The sequence below is a fragment of the Arthrobacter sp. ISL-28 genome, from assembly GCF_018613875.1.
In the GTDB taxonomy this organism is placed as follows: domain Bacteria; phylum Actinomycetota; class Actinomycetes; order Actinomycetales; family Micrococcaceae; genus Arthrobacter.
Genome location: NZ_JAGGPJ010000027.1, coordinates 268,556 through 287,901 on the forward strand (window position 1 = coordinate 268,556; position 19,346 = coordinate 287,901).

Annotated in this window: 18 protein-coding genes; 15 read left to right on the plus strand and 3 right to left on the minus strand. The window is 66.4% G+C overall.

Annotated features, from left to right (window positions below; all coding sequences use genetic code 11):
* The first annotated feature begins 94 nt into the window (after positions 1–94).
* Positions 95–895 (plus strand): alpha/beta hydrolase, encoded by an 801-nt coding sequence (locus J7E80_RS18110; RefSeq protein WP_215053604.1) that lies wholly within the window; start codon positions 95–97, stop codon positions 893–895.
* A 49-nt stretch (positions 896–944) separates the two neighbouring features.
* On the opposite strand, the gene J7E80_RS18115 is transcribed toward J7E80_RS18110, so the two are convergent.
* A complete protein-coding gene (locus J7E80_RS18115; RefSeq protein ID WP_215053605.1) occupies positions 945–2,261 on the minus strand; it encodes an AI-2E family transporter in 1,317 nt (438 codons plus the stop codon).
* 191 nt (positions 2,262–2,452) lie between these two features.
* Here J7E80_RS18115 and J7E80_RS18120 point away from each other — a divergent pair, with 191 nt between their 5' ends.
* From J7E80_RS18120 to J7E80_RS18155, 8 genes are all read left to right on the plus strand, one after another.
* A complete protein-coding gene (locus tag J7E80_RS18120; RefSeq protein ID WP_215053606.1) occupies positions 2,453–4,216 on the plus strand; it encodes a hypothetical protein in 1,764 nt (587 codons plus the stop codon).
* 90 nt (positions 4,217–4,306) lie between these two features.
* A complete protein-coding gene (locus J7E80_RS18125; RefSeq protein ID WP_215053607.1) occupies positions 4,307–5,308 on the plus strand; it encodes a tetratricopeptide repeat protein in 1,002 nt (333 codons plus the stop codon).
* A 123-nt stretch (positions 5,309–5,431) separates the two neighbouring features.
* A complete protein-coding gene (locus J7E80_RS18130) occupies positions 5,432–6,196 on the plus strand; it encodes an ABC transporter ATP-binding protein (RefSeq protein WP_215053608.1) in 765 nt (254 codons plus the stop codon).
* On the plus strand, positions 6,178–7,749 hold the full coding sequence (locus J7E80_RS18135) for a transporter (RefSeq protein WP_215053609.1): 1,572 nt from the start codon (positions 6,178–6,180) through the stop codon (positions 7,747–7,749). The genes J7E80_RS18130 and J7E80_RS18135 overlap by 19 nt, the downstream gene beginning before the upstream one ends.
* Positions 7,750–7,816: 67 nt before the next feature.
* Positions 7,817–8,596: a glucosamine-6-phosphate deaminase gene (gene nagB, locus J7E80_RS18140; RefSeq protein ID WP_215053610.1), complete on the plus strand. Its 780-nt coding sequence runs from the start codon at positions 7,817–7,819 to the stop codon at positions 8,594–8,596.
* Between the two features lie 77 nt (positions 8,597–8,673).
* Positions 8,674–9,015 (plus strand): DUF3039 domain-containing protein, encoded by a 342-nt coding sequence (locus J7E80_RS18145; RefSeq protein ID WP_215053611.1) that lies wholly within the window; start codon positions 8,674–8,676, stop codon positions 9,013–9,015.
* Positions 9,015–10,793, plus strand: coding sequence for a DEAD/DEAH box helicase (locus tag J7E80_RS18150; RefSeq protein WP_215053612.1), 1,779 nt, complete (start codon positions 9,015–9,017; stop codon positions 10,791–10,793). The genes J7E80_RS18145 and J7E80_RS18150 overlap by 1 nt, the downstream gene beginning before the upstream one ends.
* A 240-nt stretch (positions 10,794–11,033) precedes the next feature.
* Positions 11,034–12,899 carry a substrate-binding domain-containing protein gene (locus tag J7E80_RS18155; protein ID WP_215053613.1) on the plus strand — a complete coding sequence of 622 codons (1,866 nt, stop codon included), beginning with the start codon at positions 11,034–11,036 and terminating at the stop codon, positions 12,897–12,899.
* A 9-nt stretch (positions 12,900–12,908) separates the two neighbouring features.
* On the opposite strand, the gene J7E80_RS18160 is transcribed toward J7E80_RS18155, so the two are convergent.
* Together J7E80_RS18160 and J7E80_RS18165 are read right to left on the minus strand one after the other, a co-directional pair.
* The gene (locus J7E80_RS18160) at positions 12,909–13,544 is read right to left on the minus strand and encodes an isochorismatase family protein (RefSeq protein WP_215053614.1); all 636 of its coding nucleotides are present in this window, start codon (positions 13,542–13,544) and stop codon (positions 12,909–12,911) included.
* The gene (locus tag J7E80_RS18165; protein WP_215053615.1) at positions 13,544–14,872 is read right to left on the minus strand and encodes a nicotinate phosphoribosyltransferase; all 1,329 of its coding nucleotides are present in this window, start codon (positions 14,870–14,872) and stop codon (positions 13,544–13,546) included. The genes J7E80_RS18160 and J7E80_RS18165 overlap by 1 nt, the downstream gene beginning before the upstream one ends.
* A gap of 37 nt (positions 14,873–14,909) precedes the next feature.
* Here J7E80_RS18165 and clpS point away from each other — a divergent pair, with 37 nt between their 5' ends.
* From clpS to rdgB, 6 genes are all read left to right on the plus strand, one after another.
* Positions 14,910–15,290, plus strand: a complete 381-nt coding sequence (clpS, locus tag J7E80_RS18170) for an ATP-dependent Clp protease adapter ClpS (protein WP_215053616.1) — start codon at positions 14,910–14,912, stop codon at positions 15,288–15,290.
* The gene (locus J7E80_RS18175; protein ID WP_215053617.1) at positions 15,283–15,849 is read left to right on the plus strand and encodes a DUF2017 domain-containing protein; all 567 of its coding nucleotides are present in this window, start codon (positions 15,283–15,285) and stop codon (positions 15,847–15,849) included. Before clpS ends, J7E80_RS18175 begins: the two co-directional genes overlap by 8 nt.
* A 101-nt stretch (positions 15,850–15,950) precedes the next feature.
* Positions 15,951–17,015, plus strand: coding sequence for a glutamate racemase (gene murI, locus J7E80_RS18180; RefSeq protein WP_215053665.1), 1,065 nt, complete (start codon positions 15,951–15,953; stop codon positions 17,013–17,015).
* On the plus strand, positions 17,012–17,809 hold the full coding sequence (locus tag J7E80_RS18185) for an MBL fold metallo-hydrolase (RefSeq protein WP_215053618.1): 798 nt from the start codon (positions 17,012–17,014) through the stop codon (positions 17,807–17,809). Before murI ends, J7E80_RS18185 begins: the two co-directional genes overlap by 4 nt.
* Before the next feature lie 73 nt (positions 17,810–17,882).
* Entirely contained in the window at positions 17,883–18,641 is a 759-nt protein-coding gene (rph, locus tag J7E80_RS18190) for a ribonuclease PH (RefSeq protein WP_251037022.1), read from the plus strand.
* Positions 18,638–19,297 carry an RdgB/HAM1 family non-canonical purine NTP pyrophosphatase gene (gene rdgB, locus J7E80_RS18195; protein ID WP_215053619.1) on the plus strand — a complete coding sequence of 220 codons (660 nt, stop codon included), beginning with the start codon at positions 18,638–18,640 and terminating at the stop codon, positions 19,295–19,297. Before rph ends, rdgB begins: the two co-directional genes overlap by 4 nt.
* The last annotated feature ends 49 nt before the right edge of the window (positions 19,298–19,346 follow it).

Consider the following 19,346-nt stretch of genomic DNA (forward strand, 5'->3'; position numbering starts at 1 on the left):
CCGGCCTGCGGCGGCAGGAGGAGGGCGCCGTGGGCAGGAGCCGTGGCCGGGCAAGAGCCGTGGCGGGGCGTCGGTGGAAGCTAAGCTGATACGCATGACTTTTGACCCGTCGTCGTACGTTTTCAGCCAGCCGTCGGAAGCGACGGCGATCCGCGCGTCCACCGTGCTGCCCGCACGCCGCGAGAACATCGAGATCCATACCGAGGACGGCCGGACCCTCGTGGGTGAGCTTGCCCTGCCGGAGTCGGGGGAGATCAGCGCCACCCTGATAACGCTGCATCCTCTGCCGACGCATGGCGGTTTCATGGATTCCCACGTCTACCGGAAGGCCTCCTACCGGCTGCCGGCGCTGGCGGGCATCGCCGTGCTGCGTTTCAACACGCGGGGCACTTCATCGCCGCGGGGAACCAGCGAAGGCTCCTTCGAAGAGGGCATCGGTGAGCGCTACGATGTCGAGGCGGCAGTGCAGTTCGCCGTCGACAGGGGCCTGCCCAACCGCTGGCTCGTGGGCTGGTCCTTCGGAACCGAACTGGCCCTCATGTATGGCGCTGTGGAGCCCGTTGCATCGCAGGTGGAAGGTGCCGTGCTGCTGTCGCCGCCGCTGCACCGAGCCACTGATTCACACCTGCGCCAGTGGGCGGCTTCGGGAAAGCCTCTCACCGTGCTGGTGCCCGAACACGACGACTACCTCCGGCCCGCGGCTGCCGCGGAACGGTTCAGCCTCGTGCCGCAGGCACGGCTGGTGGGAGTCGACGGCGCCAAGCACCTTTGGGTGGGGGAGAAGCACGCCGCGCGGGCGCTTAACGAAATCGTGGACGACGTCACGCGGAACGGTTCAGGTGCCAGCGGTCTCGCCCAGGAGTGGAGGGGACCGGTGGCGACGGCCACCGCCTAGGTGTTTGTCTGGCCAGGCTGGTGCCCGGCCAGGCTGGTGCCCGGTCAGGCTAATGCTTGTCCTGGCGGACGATGTAAATCTCCTTGATGAGGAGCAGGATGGCCGCTGCCGTGGGAATGGCGATCAGCGCCCCGAGGACGCCCAAAAGACTGCCCCCGGCGATGACTGAGATCACGGCGACCGCGCCCGGCACGGCGACGGCCCTCTGCATGATGCGGGGCGAGATGAAGTATGCCTCAAACTGGAGATAGGCGAAGTAGCAGATGGCGTAGGCCAGCGCGGACTGCCAGCCCAGAGTGAGCGTGATCAGGATGACCACCACGCCGGCAATCAGTCCGCCCACCAGCGGGATGAAGGCCAGAAGCGCCACGACGAACGTCAGCAGCACGGCGAAGGGCACGCCGATGATGGACATCACGATGAAGGCGAACGTGGCGTTGAGGAGCGCAACCACGGCCTGTCCGATCACGTAGTTGCCCACGGAACGGGTGATTTCCTCGGACAGTGCTTCCACCCGTGCCCGCCGGGACCGCGGCGCCAGCCGGTAACCCCACTTTTTCATGGCTGGCAGCGCGGCGAGGAAATACAGGCTCAGGACCAGGACGATCAGGGTCCCGAAGAGGCTGTTCGCCACGGTGGAGCCGAAGCCCACCACACCGCCGAAGATGCCGCCCATGGCCTCCGGGTTCTTGACGAATTTGTCCAGCTCCTCATTGATGCGGTCGCGCACTCCGAACTGGGTATCGAGCGTCCGGAAGAACTCGGAATCGACGAAGTCCCGGACCCAGACCGGTGCCTGCTTGACGAGTTCGGTGACCTGCTCGACGATCGTGGGGATGAGGGTGGCAAAAAAACCCACCACCGCAAGGACCAGCACGGACACGGCCAGGAGAATGCCGGCGGGCCTCGGGATCTTGCGGCCCTCCAGCCAGCGCACCACCGGATCGAGTCCGAGCGCAATGAACAGGGCCGCGACAATCCAGAGGAGGAGTTGGGTGGTGTTGGAGCCGATCCAGTAAACCAGCAGGGCAAGGCCGACGCCGACGGTGCCCATGAAGCCAAGGTACAGGGGATGCTGTGCTGAGATCCGAGGGCCGGGAGCGCCGAAGCGGGCCCTGTCCGGGCCAGTGGGCGCTTCCGCCTCAAGGTGGTCCAGCTGCTCGGGAGGCATTTCGAAGCGGAGCCGCGGCTGCGCGCCGGGAATCGGCTGGCGAAGCCGTTTCAGCACCGAGCCGAGAGCGGCAGGGCGGCCCTTGGCCCGGGGCGGCTTTTGGCGCTCTGCCGGTGAGGCGGGGGCGTTCCGGGGGAAATCGGCGGCGGGCAGGTTTTCCGGGCCGTGGCTGGACGGATCCGTGGGTTCAGTCACTGCTTTTGATGCCTTTTCCGTCCGTGGCTCCGCGGCTGCGGGCCGGATGTGATGATCATCGCAAACACTATCAGCAGGCTTGCGAACACCGGGTCAAGCGCTGTTATGCGAGGGGTGCAGGGGGCGGCTTTGGAAGCCCTAACTCACCCATTGGTAACAAAACGGTTACTATTGAAGGCAAACCCCCGCTGATGATAGGTACTCCTTTGCGTTTCAAGACTGCAGTTGCACTCGTGCTGCTCGGCCTCCTGACACTGCTGGCCGGCATCGGGCAGAAGACGGTGTGGGCCCCCGCCGAGACTGTGACAGCCACCGCTGCCACCGACGCGGAAGCCGCACCGCTGACCGTTATAGACCAGAAGCTCCGCACCCTCGACGGGGGCGCGGTGACCATCAAGGTCAAGGGCGAGGGCAGCTTCCTCCTCGCCGCAGGACGGCCCGACGACGTCACGGCCTGGGTCGGTAAGACAGCGCACAACACGGTCAACGGGCTGTCGGAAGACAAGAAATCGCTGAAGGTGGAACGCACTGACGGTGACGCAGCCGCGCCTTCACCGGCCGGATCTGACCTGTGGGTTTCGACCGAAAAAGCCAACGGTGAGCTGGACTACACGTGGTCGGCGCCTGCCGACGGCGAGTGGTCGCTGCTGCTGGCCAGCGATGGCACCAAGCCTGCCCCGTCCTCGATTTCGATGACGTTCCCCAACGACACGTCCACGCCGTGGGCCATTCCGCTCATGGTCATCGGCGGGCTTCTCATGCTCGCCGGTGGTGCGCTGCTGCTCCTCAAGCCCAAGGGCAGGACCCCTGGCCAGGGCGGCTCCGCGGCCGGTGGGGGCAATCTCCTCAGCCAGCTTGCCGCGGCCGGCGCCAAGGCCAAGGCCGGCATCAAGGCCAAGACCGGCGCCAAGGCCGGAAGCGGTTCCTCCGCGCGGCTCAGTGTGGCGGTGGCGGCCTTTACTGCCGCGCTCCTCGCCTCTACCGGTGCGGTTGCCCAGGCCACCACGCCTGAGCCCTCCGATACCCCGGACGCGTCGTCCAGTGCCTCTGCGTCCGGAAGCGCCTCGGGGGACGGCCCGGTTCTCCTGGACGCCCAGTTCCGCCGTATCCTGGAGCAGGTGTCGAGTGCCACCGCCGCCGGCGATGCCGCCAGGGATGCCAAAAAACTTGCTACCCGCGTTGCCGGAACCGAACTCGAAGTCCGGACGCAGAACTACAAAATCCGCTCCCGGGTGGCGTCCTACGACGCGCGGATGCCGGTGCGTGCAACGAAGCTCCTGACCACGGTCGTCACCAGCAAGCGCACCTGGCCGCGCTCGGTCCTGGCCGTAACGCAGGGCGAGGGCAACGTGGTGCCGCAGCTGCTGACCCTGGTTCAGAAGTCCCCGCGCGAAAACTACAAGCTTGTGGGCACCAGCCCGCTCCAGCCCGGCACGACGTTCCCCGCTATTGCCCGGAACGGCACCGAGACTCTCGCTCCCGGTGACAAGTCGGGACTGCTGTACAGCGGGCAGGAAGCACTTTCCGGCCTGGCTGACCGCCTCACCAAGGAAAACTCCACCTTCAAGAACAAGCTCGTTGAAGGGCAGTCCTCGCCGTACATAGCGGACACGCTGTCGTACCAGGCTGACGTGGTGAAGTCCGGCGTGAACGGCGAGTTCGCCTTCACCCACAAGGTTGTTCCGGACGGCACGGTGGTGTTCCGCACCTCGGATGGCGGCGCCCTGGTTCTCGGCCGCCTCACGTTCAACTTTGACGGCACCCCTAAATCCGAGGGTGACAAGCTGTCTATCGGAAATGACGCGGCAGTCCTCGCCGGCGGCAAGGAGACCACCACCGGCATGGTGCTGAACTTCGCCGAGTCGGTGGCCGTCTATGTGCCGCCGGCCGGCTCCAACGACCCGATGAAGCTTGTGGCTGGAACGCGCGGCCTCGTCGGAGCCAGCTTCAAGTAAGCACTTTCGTCACCGGCGGCGGCAGGCAGTGTGCCGCGGTCGGCGGCAACAGTGCTTCCTGCGGCGGCGGGAGTGGCTAAAGTGGAAGCTATGAGTTCGCCAGCTTCCCGTCCTGTCCCTCCAGCCGCCGCCAGCCAGCTCAACCTCCGCGGCGCCGTCGACCTTTCCGCCCTCAAGCAGCGCCAGGCACCGCCAGCCGCTCCGGCAGGCGGCCCCGCCGGGAACGGACCGGCAGGTGCAGCACCGGCGACGGGCGCCGCGGGTTCCGAGGCGCCTGCGCTGCGCGTCAACGTCACGGAAGGAAACTTCCAGGACCTCGTTGAGCTGTCGGCGCAGGTGCCTGTGGTGTTTGCACTGTGGGCAGCATATTCGCCCGAGTCGGAGGGTGTGCTCAATTCCCTGGAACGGATCGTGGCGAGCTACGCCGGCCGGCTGGTGCTTGCCGCCGCCGACATCGATGCCTTCCCCCAGCTCGCGCAGGCCTTCCAGGTCCAGGCCGTACCCACCGCAGTTGCAGTGCTCAAAGGCCAGCCAGTCCCGCTGTTCCAGGGCAGCGCCGACGAGCAGCAGATCCGCGCGCTGGTGGATGAACTGCTCAAGGTTGCCGCCGCCAACGGCGTTTCCGGCAATGTGGGCGGTGCAGCCCCGGGGGAGCCGGCGCCCGCTCAGTTACCGCCGCTGCACCAGAAGGCCTTTGATGCCATCGAGGCAGGGGACTATGCCGCCGCCGCAGCGGCGTACCGGCAGGCCCTCGCGGAGATGCCCGCCGATGCCGAAGCCAAAGCAGGCCTTGCACAGGTCGAGCTCATGGACAGACTCCAGCAACTTTCCGGCCCGGACGGCGAAGCCCTCCGGCAGCGTGCGGCAGACGAGCCGGACAACCTCGCCGCCCAGCTCGGTGTCGCCGACCTGGACATTGCCGGCGGCCACGTCGAGGATGCCCTGAACCGCGTGGTGGGCTTCATTGGCCGGAACTTCGGTCCGGAACGAGAAACCGCCCGCGTGCGCCTCCTGGAACTGTTCGACGTCGTCGGAACAACCGACGAACGAGTGGCAAAAGCGCGCCAGGCGCTTGCCCGCGTCCTTTTTTAGCGCTCAGCCCCTTGCGGATCATCTCCGCGTTCAACGGGTCAGCTCCCGAGGCGTTCATTGCGGACGGCGCATTCCTCCTTGAGGGGGATCCCGCGGCGGACGGCCCCCGGATAGGGTTGGCTCATGAGTGTTCCCGCAGCAGCCTTATCGATCAGGGGACTGGCCAAGCGCTTCGGCAGCAAGATCGCCGTTGACGGCATCAGCCTTGACGTTCCCGCCGGCTCATTCTTCGGCATCGTCGGCCCCAACGGCGCCGGCAAGACCACCACCCTTTCCATGGCCACCGGCCTCCTCCGCCCCGATTTCGGCACGGCAGTGGTCCATGGCGTGGATGTGTGGGCGCAGCCGCTGGAAGCCAAGAAGCTGATGGGCATCCTGCCGGACGGCGTCAGGCTCTTCGACCGGCTCAGCGGTGAACAGCTCGTCAGCTACGCCGGGCTGCTCCGCGGTATGGACAAGGATGTTGTCGCTGCCCGTGTGGGGGAGCTGCTGGCTGCGCTGGACCTCAGCGGGGACGCCGGCACCCTGGTGGTGGACTATTCGGCCGGCATGACCAAGAAGATCGCACTGGCCTCCGCCCTGATCCACGCACCCAAAGTTCTCGTCCTCGATGAGCCGTTCGAATCCGTGGATCCGGTGTCAGCGGCAAATATCCGGGACATCCTGGACCGTTACGTCGCCACCGGCGGCACAGTGATTGTGTCCAGCCATGTCATGGATCTTGTGCAGCGGATGTGCGACCACGTCGCGGTGGTTGCCAACGGGCGTCTCTTGGCCGCGGGGACCGTGGAGGAGGTCCGGGGCGGGGTGAGCCTGGAAGAGCGCTTCGTCCAGCTCGTGGGCGGACGGGTCCAGACTGAGGGGCTCGAGTGGTTGCGCACCTTCTAAGGCTGAAACTGGCCCTGCTGCGGAACGGCCTGCGGCGCAGCCCCTGGCAGATTGTCGGCCTGGTGATCGGCGGTCTGTACGCCCTGGGAATCGTGATCATGTGTGTCGCGGTGCTGCTTTTCCTGCGTCTGCAGGACCCGCTCATTGCCCAGACTGTCGTGGTGCTCGGCGGGTCGGCGGCACTGATCGGCTGGGGGATAGTGCCTGTGGTTGCCGCAGCGGCAGACCTGACGCTGGACCCGGCGCGGTTCACGACGTCGGCAATCCCCATGCCCCAGTTGCTGGCAGGCCTTGCCCTGGGCGGCCTCATTGGCATTCCCGGACTCGCCACAACAGTGGTGGCCCTTGCCACTGTGGGCACATGGTCGCGGGGCGTCCTCCCGGCTGCCGGAGCCCTCGTCGGTGCTGCCTTGGGCTTGCTGAGCTGCGTTGTGCTCTCCAAAGTGGTCACCACTGCCACAGCAAGCCTGGCCGCAACGCGCCGGTTCAAGGATGCCAGCGCTCTGGCGTTCATGGTTCCGCTCATCCTGATGGGGCCCATCGCGGCAGGCCTGACGCAGGGCGCGGCAGGCTCCGGGGCCTTCCTGACCGGACTCGCCCGGACGCTGTCCTGGACGCCTCTGGGCGCAGCCTGGTCGCTGGGCGGCGACCTTGAGACAGGCCGGGCGGGTGATGCTGCGCTGAAGTTCCTGATCGCGGCAGCCACCCTGGCGGCCCTGGCCTGGTGCTGGAAGCTCCTGCTGGAGCGCGCCCTCGTGACTCCGCCCTACGCCGGCAGCAGCCGGAGGACGGGCGGCCGGATGGGGCTCTTCGCGCTGTTTCCTGCCACGCCCACGGGCGCCATTGCGGCCCGATCGCTGACGTACTGGTTCCGGGATCCCCGGTATTCCGGATCCTTGGTGGCCATTCCGCTCCTGCCGGTGGTGCTCGCGTTCCAAGGGAGCCAGACGGGCAACTTCGGCGTGATCATGGTCGCGGGCCCGCTCACGGCATTCCTGTTGGCGTGGTCCATCTCCTCTGATGTGTCCTACGACAACACGGCATTCGCACTGCATCTCGCAGCGGGAGTGCGCGGCGTGCATGACCGGCTGGGGCGCGCACTGGCCTGCCTCGCCTTCTCCCTGCCCACCGTTCTGGTCCTCACGGCGGGGCCGTTCTTCCTGACGGGGGACTGGGAATGGCTGCCCGCCATTCTGGGCCTGTCGCTCGGAATCCTGCTCACCGGGCTTGGCCTCGCCTCCGTGGTTTCCGCCCGCTACACAGTTGCCGTGCCGCTTCCTGGTGACAGCCCGTTCAAGAAGCCGCCGGGCAACGTCGCCCAGACACTTGCTGTCCAATTCGGCGGCATGGGCGTCCTGCTGGTGCTGACCCTTCCCGAAGCGGCCCTGATCATCGTCCAGGCGGTCACCGGTGACCCGGCCTTTGGCTGGGCCAACCTCGCCCTGGGACCGCTGCTCGGAACAGCGCTTTTTGTGGCCGGCGTGCGCCTCGGCGGCCGCTGGCTCGACGCCCGCGGGCCGGACTTGCTGGCGCAGCTGACGGTCAACCGGTAACGGGCCTGCCGAGGCGGCGCCTGCCGTGGTTGACTAGGCAAAACAGCACGGAGAAAGGTGGTGCGGCGTGGAGGTCGTGATCCTTCCGGGCAGCAGACAGATCGCCTCCCTGGTGGCGGACACCATCGAGGCGCTTCTACGGGAGAAGCCCGATGCGGTCCTGGGGCTGGCGACGGGATCGTCGCCCCTTCCCGTCTACGACGAACTCGCATTGCGGCATGAGCGCGGGCTGGATTTCAGCCGGGCGCACGGCTTTCTCCTGGACGAGTACGTTGGGCTTGAGTCGGGGCATCCGGAGTCCTACCGCGAGGTCATCCGCCGGGAATTCGCCGTCCGGGTCAATATCGCCCCGGAAAATATCCACGGCCCGGACGGCGCCGCAGCGGACCTTCCGGCAGCCTGCCGGGCGTATGAGGATGCCATCCAGGACCGCGGCGGAGTGGACCTGCAACTGCTGGGCATCGGAACCGACGGCCACATCGGCTTCAACGAACCGGGCTCATCACTGGCCTCCAGAACGCGCATCAAAACTCTCATTGAGCAGACACGCCGGGATAATGCCCGCTTCTTCGGCAGCCTGGCCGAGGTGCCCCATCACGTAGTGACCCAGGGGCTGGGCACCATCCTGGACTCCCGCCACGCGGTGCTCGTCGCCACGGGGGCGCAAAAAGCGCAGGCGGTCCATGATCTGGTCGAGGGGCCGGTGGCGGCGATCTGCCCCGCTTCGGTCCTGCAGTTGCACCCCCACGCCTCCATCCTGGTGGATGAGGCGGCGGCGTCATCGCTGAAACTTGCCGACTACTACCGCCATTCCTACGAGCACAAACCGGCCTGGCAGGCTCTGTAGGAGACGGACAGACGGACGGCCGCCGGTTCCTTTCTGCCCGTGGCGCTGTCCTTCGCCGGCTGTCCGGAGCCGCTAAGATGGATGGCATGACTAGCATGACGGATCCTCTCGAAAACGACCCCATGCGTGAGCTTTCCGGAGCCGGATCGTCCACGGCCACCATCGAGCGCGAGGAACTTCGCCAGGAAGTGGAGCCCGGCGACCGTGAGCGCTTTGCGCACTACGTGCGCAAAGAAAAGATCATGGAATCCGCGCTGACTGGCGAGCCTGTCATCGCCCTGTGCGGCAAGGTCTGGACACCGGGGCGTGACCCCCAGAAGTTCCCTGTGTGCCCGATGTGCAAAGAAGTCTATGACGGCCTGCGGCCCGAAAACGATGGCGGCAAGGGGTCCGGCGGGGACTCAGGCACCAACAAGTAGTGACGGAGACACTCTTCGGCGGACCCACCCTGCCTCCGGCTTATCCGGAACGTGCAGCCTGGGGAACCGCCCCGAAGCTCCGTGCCTGGCAGCAGGAAGCCCTGGACCGCTATTTCAGCACTGGTCCGCGTGACTTCCTCGCTGTAGCGACGCCCGGCGCCGGCAAGACCACCTTCGCCCTCCGCGTGGCGTCAATGCTCATTGAGTCCGGAGCCGTCAACCGGGTGACCATCGTTGCCCCCACCGACCACCTGAAGCGCCAGTGGGCAGACGCCGCGGCACGCGTGGGAATTGCCATCGATCCGAACTTCAAGAATGCCGACGGCCAGCACGGCCGGGGCTTCATCGGGGTCGCCGTCACCTACGCCCAGGTGGCCAGCAAGCCCCTGCTGCACCGGGCCAAGACTGAAGCCGCCCGCACGCTCGTGATCCTGGACGAGATCCACCACGGCGGCGAGGCGCTGTCCTGGGGCGACGGCCTCCGCGAGGCCTTCGATCCCGCCGTCCGGCGTCTTTCGCTGACCGGAACCCCCTTCCGTTCGGACACGTCGCCCATCCCTTTCGTGGAGTACGCGGAGGACCGGGACGGCATCAGGCGGTCCAAGGCGGACTATACGTACGGGTACGGCAATGCGCTGCGTGACCACGTGGTGCGCCCCGTCATGTTCATGGCCTATTCAGGCCAGATGCGCTGGCGCACCAGCGGCGGCGAGGAAATGGCCGCTTCCCTGGGTGAGGCGGCTGTCACCAAGGACGTCACGTCCCAGGCGTGGCGTACCGCCCTGAACCCGGCCGGTGAGTGGATTCCCGCCGTGCTGGCCGGAGCCGACAAACGCCTGAGCGAGGTCCGCCGGTCCGTTCCGGACGCGGGAGGCCTGGTGATCGCGACCGACCACGAGGACGCAAGAGCTTACGCGGGCCAGCTCAAGAAGATCACCGGCGAATCGCCCACGGTGATCCTTTCGGATGATGCGAAGGCATCCAGCAAGATCGAAGAATTCACGGAGAGCGACAAGCGCTGGATGGTTGCCGTCCGCATGGTGTCCGAAGGCGTGGACGTTCCGCGCCTGTCCGTGGGCGTCTACGCCACGTCGACCTCCACGCCGCTGTTCTTTGCCCAGGCAGTGGGCCGCTTCGTGCGTGCCCGGAAGCGCGGCGAGACCGCCTCGGTCTTCCTGCCTTCGGTACCGCAGCTGATGGCGCTGGCCAACAGCATGGAGGCCGAACGCGACCACGCCCTGGACCGGCCGGAGAACGAGGACGGGGACGGCCTCTTCAATCCGGAAGACTCGCTGATGGACGAGGCGAACCGCGAAGACAAAGCCTCGGACAGCCTGACCAAGGGCAAGTTCGAAGCTCTGGATTCACAGGCGTCCTTTGACCGCGTACTGTTCGACGGCGGCGAGTTCGGCACCGGCGGTGACATCGGTTCCGAGGACGAACTGGATTTCCTCGGCATCCCCGGACTGCTGGATGCCGAACAGGTAGGCACCCTGTTGCGCCAGCGCCAGCACGAGCAGCAGAGCAGGAAAAAGCGGCAAGGCCCCGCCGCCGCACCCGCGGCACCGGCGGTCCCCGACCACCGGATGCTGATGGACCTGCGGAACGAGCTCGCCAAGAATGTTGCGGCCTGGTCTGCACGGACGGGAACGCCGCACGGCGTGGTCCACACAAAGCTGAGGACGGTCTGCGGCGGGCCGCCTGTGGCGCAGGCAAATGAAGAGCAGCTTCAGTCCCGGCTGAAGAAGCTGCAGGACTGGTTCGTCGGCCGCAAGTAGCCGGAGGCGTAACCAACAGGGCGGGACCTGCGCCCGTTTCCAGGATTCCGCATCCAGGACGATGTCCGGAATGTGGCTCGATTCACCTTCCGGGGTCAGCATTGTATATCCTCGAAGGTGCGTATCCGGATGCGATTCACATCCGGGCGGGGGCTAGGCGCATTTGGCGGCGCCGCCGCGAGCCAGTTTCTGCCGGTATGTTGCACCTGAGACATACCCCTGGATGTCAAGGATACGAATATGGGCCGTCGTCGTGCCCCCACCAGGCCAAGCTACCCCGGTTGGATCCGGACCTCAGTGGTGGCTGCAGCCGTAGTTGTGGGCCTTATCGCCGCGTCCCTGGTCCTGCCGGCCCTCCTCCATCCGGGGAGTATCGACTCGTCACAGTCCACCGTCCCCAAGGCACAGGCAGAAGCCGGCCTTCCGGAGGACCGCCCGGCTGTCAGCACAGGCGCGGCACCTTGCATTCCCCTTAATATCCTGGCATCACTCGAAAACGCCGAGATGGTGCGGTCGCTGGCGGCTGCGTACACTGCCAAACCGCGCAGCGTGGACGGCAAGTGCGTCTCGGTGAACGTGAGCCAGGAGAAATCCGGAGTAGCGGCCGTCAAGAAGGCGGCCGGGTTTGCCTCCATTCCAGCCGCCGAACGCCCCGCCGTGTGGCTGCCGGATTCCACGGCGTGGCTGCGCGTGGCCGAGGACAACGCCGGGAGCGCCCTGCGGCAGGATGGCGCCACCGTGGCCAGGAGCGGGATCGTTGTGGCGATGCCCGCCTCAATGGCCAAGGCAATCGGTTGGGACACCAAGGCGCCCAGCTGGGCCGAAGTCTTCGCGGTGTCCAAGGACCCAGGCACCTGGGAACGCCTTGGCCATGCGGACTGGGGCAAATTCAAGTTCGGCAAAGCCAGTCCCACGGTTTCCACGTCCGGGCTCATGGGCCTCCTCGCGTCCTACGGCGTGGCCGGAGGGAACCTCAAGGACGTCCAAAACGCTCAGCTGACCCAGCCGTCCGTGATAGGCAAGGTCAAAGATGGCGAGCTGAGCACAAGCCATTACATGGCCACACCGGAGCACTTCCTCTGGCATGCACGGCAGGCGGACGACGCCGGCGACGTTTCAGAATTCCTCTCGGCGGTCATCGTCGATGAAAAGTCAGTCTGGGACTATAACCGAGGAATTTCGAGCAACGACGGTGTCACAAAGCAGGCGGGCACGCCGCCAAGGGAGCCGCTGCTGGCCATTTACCCCAGCGACGGCGTCCTGGTTGCTGACAATCCCGCCGTGACCCTCGCCGGTGACTGGGTCAGCAGCCAGCAGCGCGGCGCTGCCGATGACTTCGTGGCCTATGCCCGGACGGAGCAGGGCCAGGAAGTGGTCAAAACCACCGGATACCGCACCATCCAGGACCAGGTGGACGCTACTGTCGCCAGCACAGGCCACTACGCGCGGTCCCTCCAGGCGATCCCGCTTCCCAGCGCCGACGTCCTGGTCAATGTCCAGAAGAGCTTTCCGAAGGTCCGCAAAAGAGCCCGGGCGCTGTTCCTACTGGACGTCTCCGGATCCATGGGACAGGAGGTTGCCCCGGGCGTAACCCGCTTGCAGGGGGCCAAGAACGCCGTCACCCGTGCCTTGGACCACTTCACCGACGACGACCAACTGGGTCTCGCAGCGTTCTCCCACGTGGGGGATGGCCCGCTGGTTCCTGGTTTGGTCAGCCCCGTGTCCCCCTTCAAGACGAACAAGGGCGACCTGCTGGCGAAACTCAACGACCTGCAGCCTGTGGCCGCCACACCGCTGTTCGAAGCTGTCGGCCACTTCGCCGCCGAACAGGCAAGCGAATACAACGAATCCGAGATCAACACGATCGTGCTCTTAAGCGATGGCAAGAACGACACAACTCACCCCGGTGACCTCAAGTCGCTGACGGAGCAGTTGAGTCACCAGCACCACAACACCCCGGTGCTCGTGTTCACGCTCGCCTATGGCGCCGACGCAGACACCGAGTCCCTGAGGGCCATCGCCAAGGCCAGCGGCGCACACTTCTATGACGCCACCGACCCGAACCGTTTGGAAGCCGTACTGGGTGATCTCGTGACCAGCTTCTAGGCCCGGTTTCTATTCGAGGTCCACGCCGCCCAGTTCCATTTCGGCGTACGTGTCGTCCAGGTTGTCGGCGATTCCCGCCGTCAGCCGCTTGATCACGGTGACTGAATAGCCAGCCTGGACCGCGTCGAGCGACGTGGCCATGACGCAGTGGTCGGTTGCGAGCCCCACCACCACGACGTCCTCCACGTCGTGGCTCTGTAGCCAGTCGTCCAGGCCGATTGAATCCTCTTCCGGAGCATAGTCCGCATCCCCGGGCGAGGGCAGGGAGCCGGGCTTCCTGTCCCCGGTGGGCACGGCATCCTCCGGAGCGAGCAGCCCTTCAAAGCCGGAGTAGGCCGCCGTGTACAAGCCCTTGTGAAAGTAGGCCTGGATGTGTTCCGAGTCGAGGTCTGGGTGAAGCTCGGCGCCCTGTGTTCCCGCGACGCAGTGCGGCGGCCAGCTGTCCTTGAAGTCCGGCGCCTCGGAGAAATGGGCGCCCGGATCAATGTGCCAGTCCTGGGTGGCCACGATGTGGTCGAACTGCCCGTGATGTGCCTCGACGTACTCGCTGATCGCCCCCGCCACCGCGGCACCGCCCTCAACGGGCAAAGCGCCGCCCTCGCAGAAGTCGTTCTGGACGTCGACAATGATCAGTGCACGTGACATCAGTTCTCCTCGTAGATCGTGGGGATGGCAGGTTCGCCGCGGTGCAGGCGGTGGACGACCGCCGGCAGTTCGGCCATTGAATCGGCATGGCGCTGTCGGGCACGAAGCACTCCTTCATGGCCGGTCCAGCCCGGCAGCAGTTCGCCGTTTTTGATGAACTGCTGCAGAAGGGGGCGGTCATTGCCATCGTCAACCGGACGGTGGCCCACGCCGATGATCTCCTGGCTGGCCATACCGTGGTCATCGAGCCTGCGGAGGGCGTACTTGCGCCCGCCCTTGCTGATTTTGTCCTTGGCGGTCTTGGCGACGGACACGAACTCGCCCGTGTTGTCCGCACGGCTGACGAGCTTGTAGACCATGCTCGCGGTGGGCGCCCCGGAACCGGTGACGAGCGATGTGCCCACGCCGTAGGCGTCGACGGGCGCGGATTGGAGCGCGGCGATCGCGAACTCGTCGAGGTCGGAAGTGACCACGATGCGGGTGTTCTCGTTGCCCAGCTCGTCCAGCAGTTGGCGCACCCACTGCGCCTGTTCCACCAGGTCGCCCGAGTCCAGCCTCACAGCGCCCAACGTTGGCCCGGCGATGTCGACGGCCATACGGACAGCCGTTTCGACGTCGTACGTGTCCACGAGCAGCGAGGTACCGGGCCCCAGGGAGGCGACCTGCGCCTCAAATGCCGCGCGCTCAGTGTCGTGGAGCAGGGTGAAGGAATGGGCCGCGGTGCCCACCGTCTTGAGGCCGTAGCGCAGACCGGCTTCGAGGTTCGAGGTGCTGGCGAACCCGGCGATGACCGCGGCACGGGCGGCCGCGGAGGCCGATTCCTCGTGGGTCCGCCGGGAGCCCATCTCGATGCAGGGCCGGCTGCCGGCAGCGGTGATCATCCGGGATGCCGCGGAGGCGATGGCGCTGTCGTGGTTCAGGACGGACAGGATGTAGGTTTCGAGGATGCAGGCCTCGGCGAACGTCGATTCGACGATCAGGATAGGGGAGTTCGGGAAGTAGGCTTCGCCTTCCGCGTAACCCCAGATGTCGCCGGTGAACCGGAAATCGGCGAGATAGTCCAGAGCCTCCTGGTTGACCACGCCAGTGGAGCTGAGAAAGTCCAGTTCGGCATCGCCGAAGCGGAACGCCGCGATGCCCTCGAGCAGCCGGCCGGTTCCGGCGACGATTCCGTAGCGCCGGCCGTCGGGGAGCCTCCGCGCGAAGGCCTCAAAGACTGATTTGCGGTGCGCTGCGCCGGAAAGCAGCGAGGCCTGAAGCATGGTCAACTCGTAGTGATCAGTGAACAGGGACGTGCGTGGCTGGTGCCAGCCGGCGGAGGTACTCACAAAATCACTCTAGTGCGCATCCCCATAGAATGGACAGATGACCTCAAGCGTTGCGCTCGGCCCTGACACGCAGGAGAGCACCCAGACTGGAACAGAGGCGTCCACCGACTCCCTGACAGCCCCGGACATCCCTTGGAACCTCGTGATCTGGAATGATCCGGTGAACCTCATGAGCTATGTCAGCTATGTTTTCCAGAGCTATTTCGGGTACTCGGAAACCAAAGCCAACAAGCTCATGATGGAGGTCCACAAGAAGGGCCGGTCCATTGTTGCGCACGGCAGCAAGGAACAGGTGGAACAGCATGCCGTCGCCATGCACGGCTACGGCCTGTGGGCAACCGTGGAGAAAGCCACCGGGGGAAACAGCGGGGGCGGCAAGAGCGGCGGCCCGGGCAAGGGCAAGGGGAAACGTGGCTAAGGCTTTCAAATACGGACTCAAGGGCATTACCGGATTCCTCGAACCTGCCGAGCGGGAGCTGCTGCGCAGCCTCTTCGACGACGTCATCTCGATGCTCGAGCCGTCAGACCGCGGAAAACAGGACCCGCTCGCTGCCTTGATCGGACTGGACATGGACGTCCGGGAACCTTCGGACCGCGCGCTGCGGCGGCTCCTGCCGAACGTCATAAAGGACGATGCCGCAGCCTCGCTTGAGTTCCGGCAGCTCACCGAACGCTCCCTGCGGGAAAGCAAGATCGGTGCTCTTCGCGCCGCCGCGCTGGACCTGGACAAGGACGAGCTGGTGCTGACCCCCGCGGACGCGAGGCACTGGTCCACGGCACTGAACGACGTCCGGCTGGTGCTAGCCGAACGGCTGGACATCCGCGACGAGGCCGACGCCGACCACGTCCACCAGATGCAGGACTGGTCGCAGGCCGAGGACGTCGAAAGCTACCTCGCCCTTGTCTACAACTTCACCACCTGGCTGCAGGAGTCGCTCGTCCAGGCCATGCTGCAGTCCATGGAAGCCCGGCCCTAGGCCCCGCGCGGCCGGCGGCGCCCGGCCGAGGTTAGGGCGGTCTGGGTGCGGCCGGTGCAAGCGGATGTGACAAATTCGACATGAGGCGAACGCCACAAGTAATGGCCGCACCCATCGGGAACACCTATCCTCGAATAATCATGACTTCACCATCGAGCACGGATCCGGCAGCACGGGCTGCGGCGGATGCCGCAACGACCATCCGCGGCGATCTGGGATCGCTGCCGATCGGGGTGTTTGATTCGGGCGTCGGCGGACTCACAGTGGCACGGTCCATCATCGACCAGTTGCCCAACGAATCGATCCTCTACGTGGGAGATACCGCCCACGGGCCTTATGGCCCGCTCCCCATCGCCGAGGTGCGCGCAAACGCACTGGGTGTCATGGACGAACTGGTGGATTCCGGCGTCAAACTCCTGACCATCGCCTGCAACTCGGCGTCGGCCGCCGTCCTCCGGGACGCCCGGGAGCGCTACACGGCCCGCTACGGGATCCCGGTGATCGAAGTGATCCAGCCGGCCGTCAGGCGAGCAGTGGCGGCCACCCGCACGGGCCGGGTCGGAGTGATCGGCACCTCCGCGACAATAGGCTCGAGGGCCTACGAGGACACCTTTGCCGCGGCGCCGGACCTCGCCATCACCTCGGTGGCCTGCCCCGAATTCGTCAGCTATGTGGAGGCGGGCATCACCACCGGCCCTGAGCTGCTGGCCGTGGCGGGGGAGTACCTGGCGCCGCTGAAGGCTGCCGGGGTGGATACGGTAGTGCTTGGCTGCACCCACTATCCGCTGCTGACCGGTGTGATTTCCTATGTCATGGGCGAGGACGTCACCCTCGTTTCCAGTGCCGAGGAAACTGCCAAGGATGTGTACCGCGCGCTGGCGTCCCGGGGTCTTGAACGGACAGCCGCCGCTCCTCCGGAACACAACTTCATCGCCACGGGCGATGCCGGCCAGTTCGAGGCCCTCGCGCGCAGGTTCCTCGGGCCCGAGGTGCTCAGCGTCCGGCATGTCGACCACGTCGCGGCGCAGTACCCGACCGGAAGCCTCGCCCGCATCACGCCCGAGATGATCGCTGCCGCCCAGAGCGCGGTGTCACGGCCGCGCATCTCAAACTTTGTCGGCCAGGGAGCCGGGGCCAGCCCGTCGGCCGGGGGTTCCGCCCTGTGAAGCTCACTATCGTCGGCTGCACGGGATCCTTCCCGGGTCCGGGTTCGCCCGCCTCCTGCTACCTGCTGACAGCACATGACGGCGAACGCACGTGGAAGGTCGTCATGGACCTCGGCAGCGGAGCCCTGGGGGCCATCCAGCGCTATACGGACCTTGAGGACATCGACGCCATCTTTCTGACCCATCTGCATCCGGACCACTGCATGGACCTGTGCGGCCTGCATGTGGCGGTGCGCTGGAAGCCGGGGGGCTGGGACCGCGGAAGGATTCCGGTGTGGGGCCCTGCCGCGACGGCCGACCGGATGGCCACGGCGTACGGCCTTGAGCTGGATCCGGGCATGCACGAGGAGTTCGATTTCACCAACTGGGTCGAGCGCCAGTCCGTCACGGTGGGACCCTTTACCGTGACGCCGTTCGCAGTCAACCACCCCGTAGAGGAAGCCTACGCCCTCAGGGTTGAAGTGACCGAGCCGGACAAGACCGGGGCGGCCGTGACGCGCGTCCTGACCTACTCCGGTGACACCGATTCCTGCCGCGGCCTGGAAGAGGCGGCGAAGGACGCCGACCTGTTCCTGTGCGAGGCGGCCTTCGAGGAAGGCCGTGACGACGGCATCAAGGATGTCCACCTGACAGGGAAGCGGGCCGGTGAGGCCGCTGCCGTGGCGGGCGCCCGCCGCCTCCTGCTGACCCACATCCCGGTCTGGACGTCCCAGACGAAGGTCATGGCCGAGGCGCGGCCGGTTTTTGGCGGCGATGTCGCCGTGGCGGTCGCCGGCGTGCATTACACCGTCTGACACCGCCTGACGAAGACGCTCTGCGGCGCCAATACGCGCCAGCCGGCCGCGGATAAATCGATAAGCTAATGGCATGACTTCCGAAGCAACCACTGCCCCCGTCATCCGTGCCGACGGCCGCACCCCGGACCAGCTCCGGCCCATTAGCATCACCCGCGGCTGGTCCAAGCAGGCGGAAGGATCCGCCCTGATCGAATTCGGCAACACCCGGGTACTGTGCACGGCTTCCCTGACCGAGGGCGTGCCGCGCTGGCTCAAGGGGGAAGGCCGCGGCTGGGTCACTGCCGAATACGCGATGCTTCCGCGCGCCACGAACACGCGGTCCGACCGGGAGTCGGTGAAGGGCAAGATCGGCGGCCGCACGCATGAGATCTCACGCTTGATCGGCCGGTCGCTGCGCTCGATCATCGACACTAAAGCCCTCGGCGAGAACACGATCGTGCTGGACTGCGACGTCCTGCAGGCCGACGGCGGGACGCGGACTGCCGCGATCACCGGCGCCTACGTGGCGCTCGCCGAAGCGATCCGCTTCGCCCGGGAAAACAAGATGATTGCCCGGAACGCCCAGCCCCTCGTCGACACGATCGCCGCCGTATCCGTGGGCATCATCGACGGCATCCCCATGCTGGACCTTCCCTACCTGGAGGACGTCCGGGCCGAGACCGACATGAACGTCGTGGTCACCGGGTCCGGCAAGTTTGTTGAGGTCCAGGGCACCGCGGAGGGCGCTCCGTTCGACCGCGATGAGCTCAATAAGCTGCTGGACCTGGCACTCCTGGGCACCGAGCAGCTCGCCGCGATCCAGCGCGAAACCCTGGCCGAAGCGCCGTGAGTGACCAGAGCCCAACGCCGGCTCCCCGGCTGGTGCTGGCCACCCACAACAAGGGAAAGCTGCGCGAACTCCGAGAGCTGCTGCGGGGGCAGGTTCCCGGGCTGGACGTCGACACGCAGGTGGTGGACGCGTCCGCCGTCGGCGGTCCCGACGTCGCAGAAACCGGGGTGACCTTCGCGGAAAACTCCTTGCTCAAGGCGCGCGCGGTAGCGGAGGCGACAGGTCTGGTGGCGATCGCCGACGACTCCGGACTTTCCGTTGACGTGCTGGGCGGTGCCCCGGGCATCTTTTCCGCCCGCTGGGCGGGGCGGCACGGGGACGACGCCGCCAACCTGCGGCTGCTGCTGGCACAGCTTGCGGACGTCCCCGATCCGCACCGGGGCGCTGCCTTCGTGTGTGCCGCAGCCCTGGCGGTCCCTTCGTCGGCATCGCCGGACGGGGCGCGGGAGGTAGTCGAATACGGCCAGCTTGCGGGAACCCTGCTGCGCGAGCCCCGCGGCGAAGGCGGCTTCGGGTACGACCCCGTGCTCCAGCCGCTCGGGATGGACCGCAGCTGCGCCGAACTGAGTCCTGAGGAGAAGAACGCCATCAGCCACCGCGGGCAGGCATTCCGTGCCCTGCTGCCGGCGATTGTGGAAGCCTTGGCCGGCCGCTAGATCCTGTTAAACGGCCGTTCCCCGCACAAGCGTTGCTGGCCAGCAACGT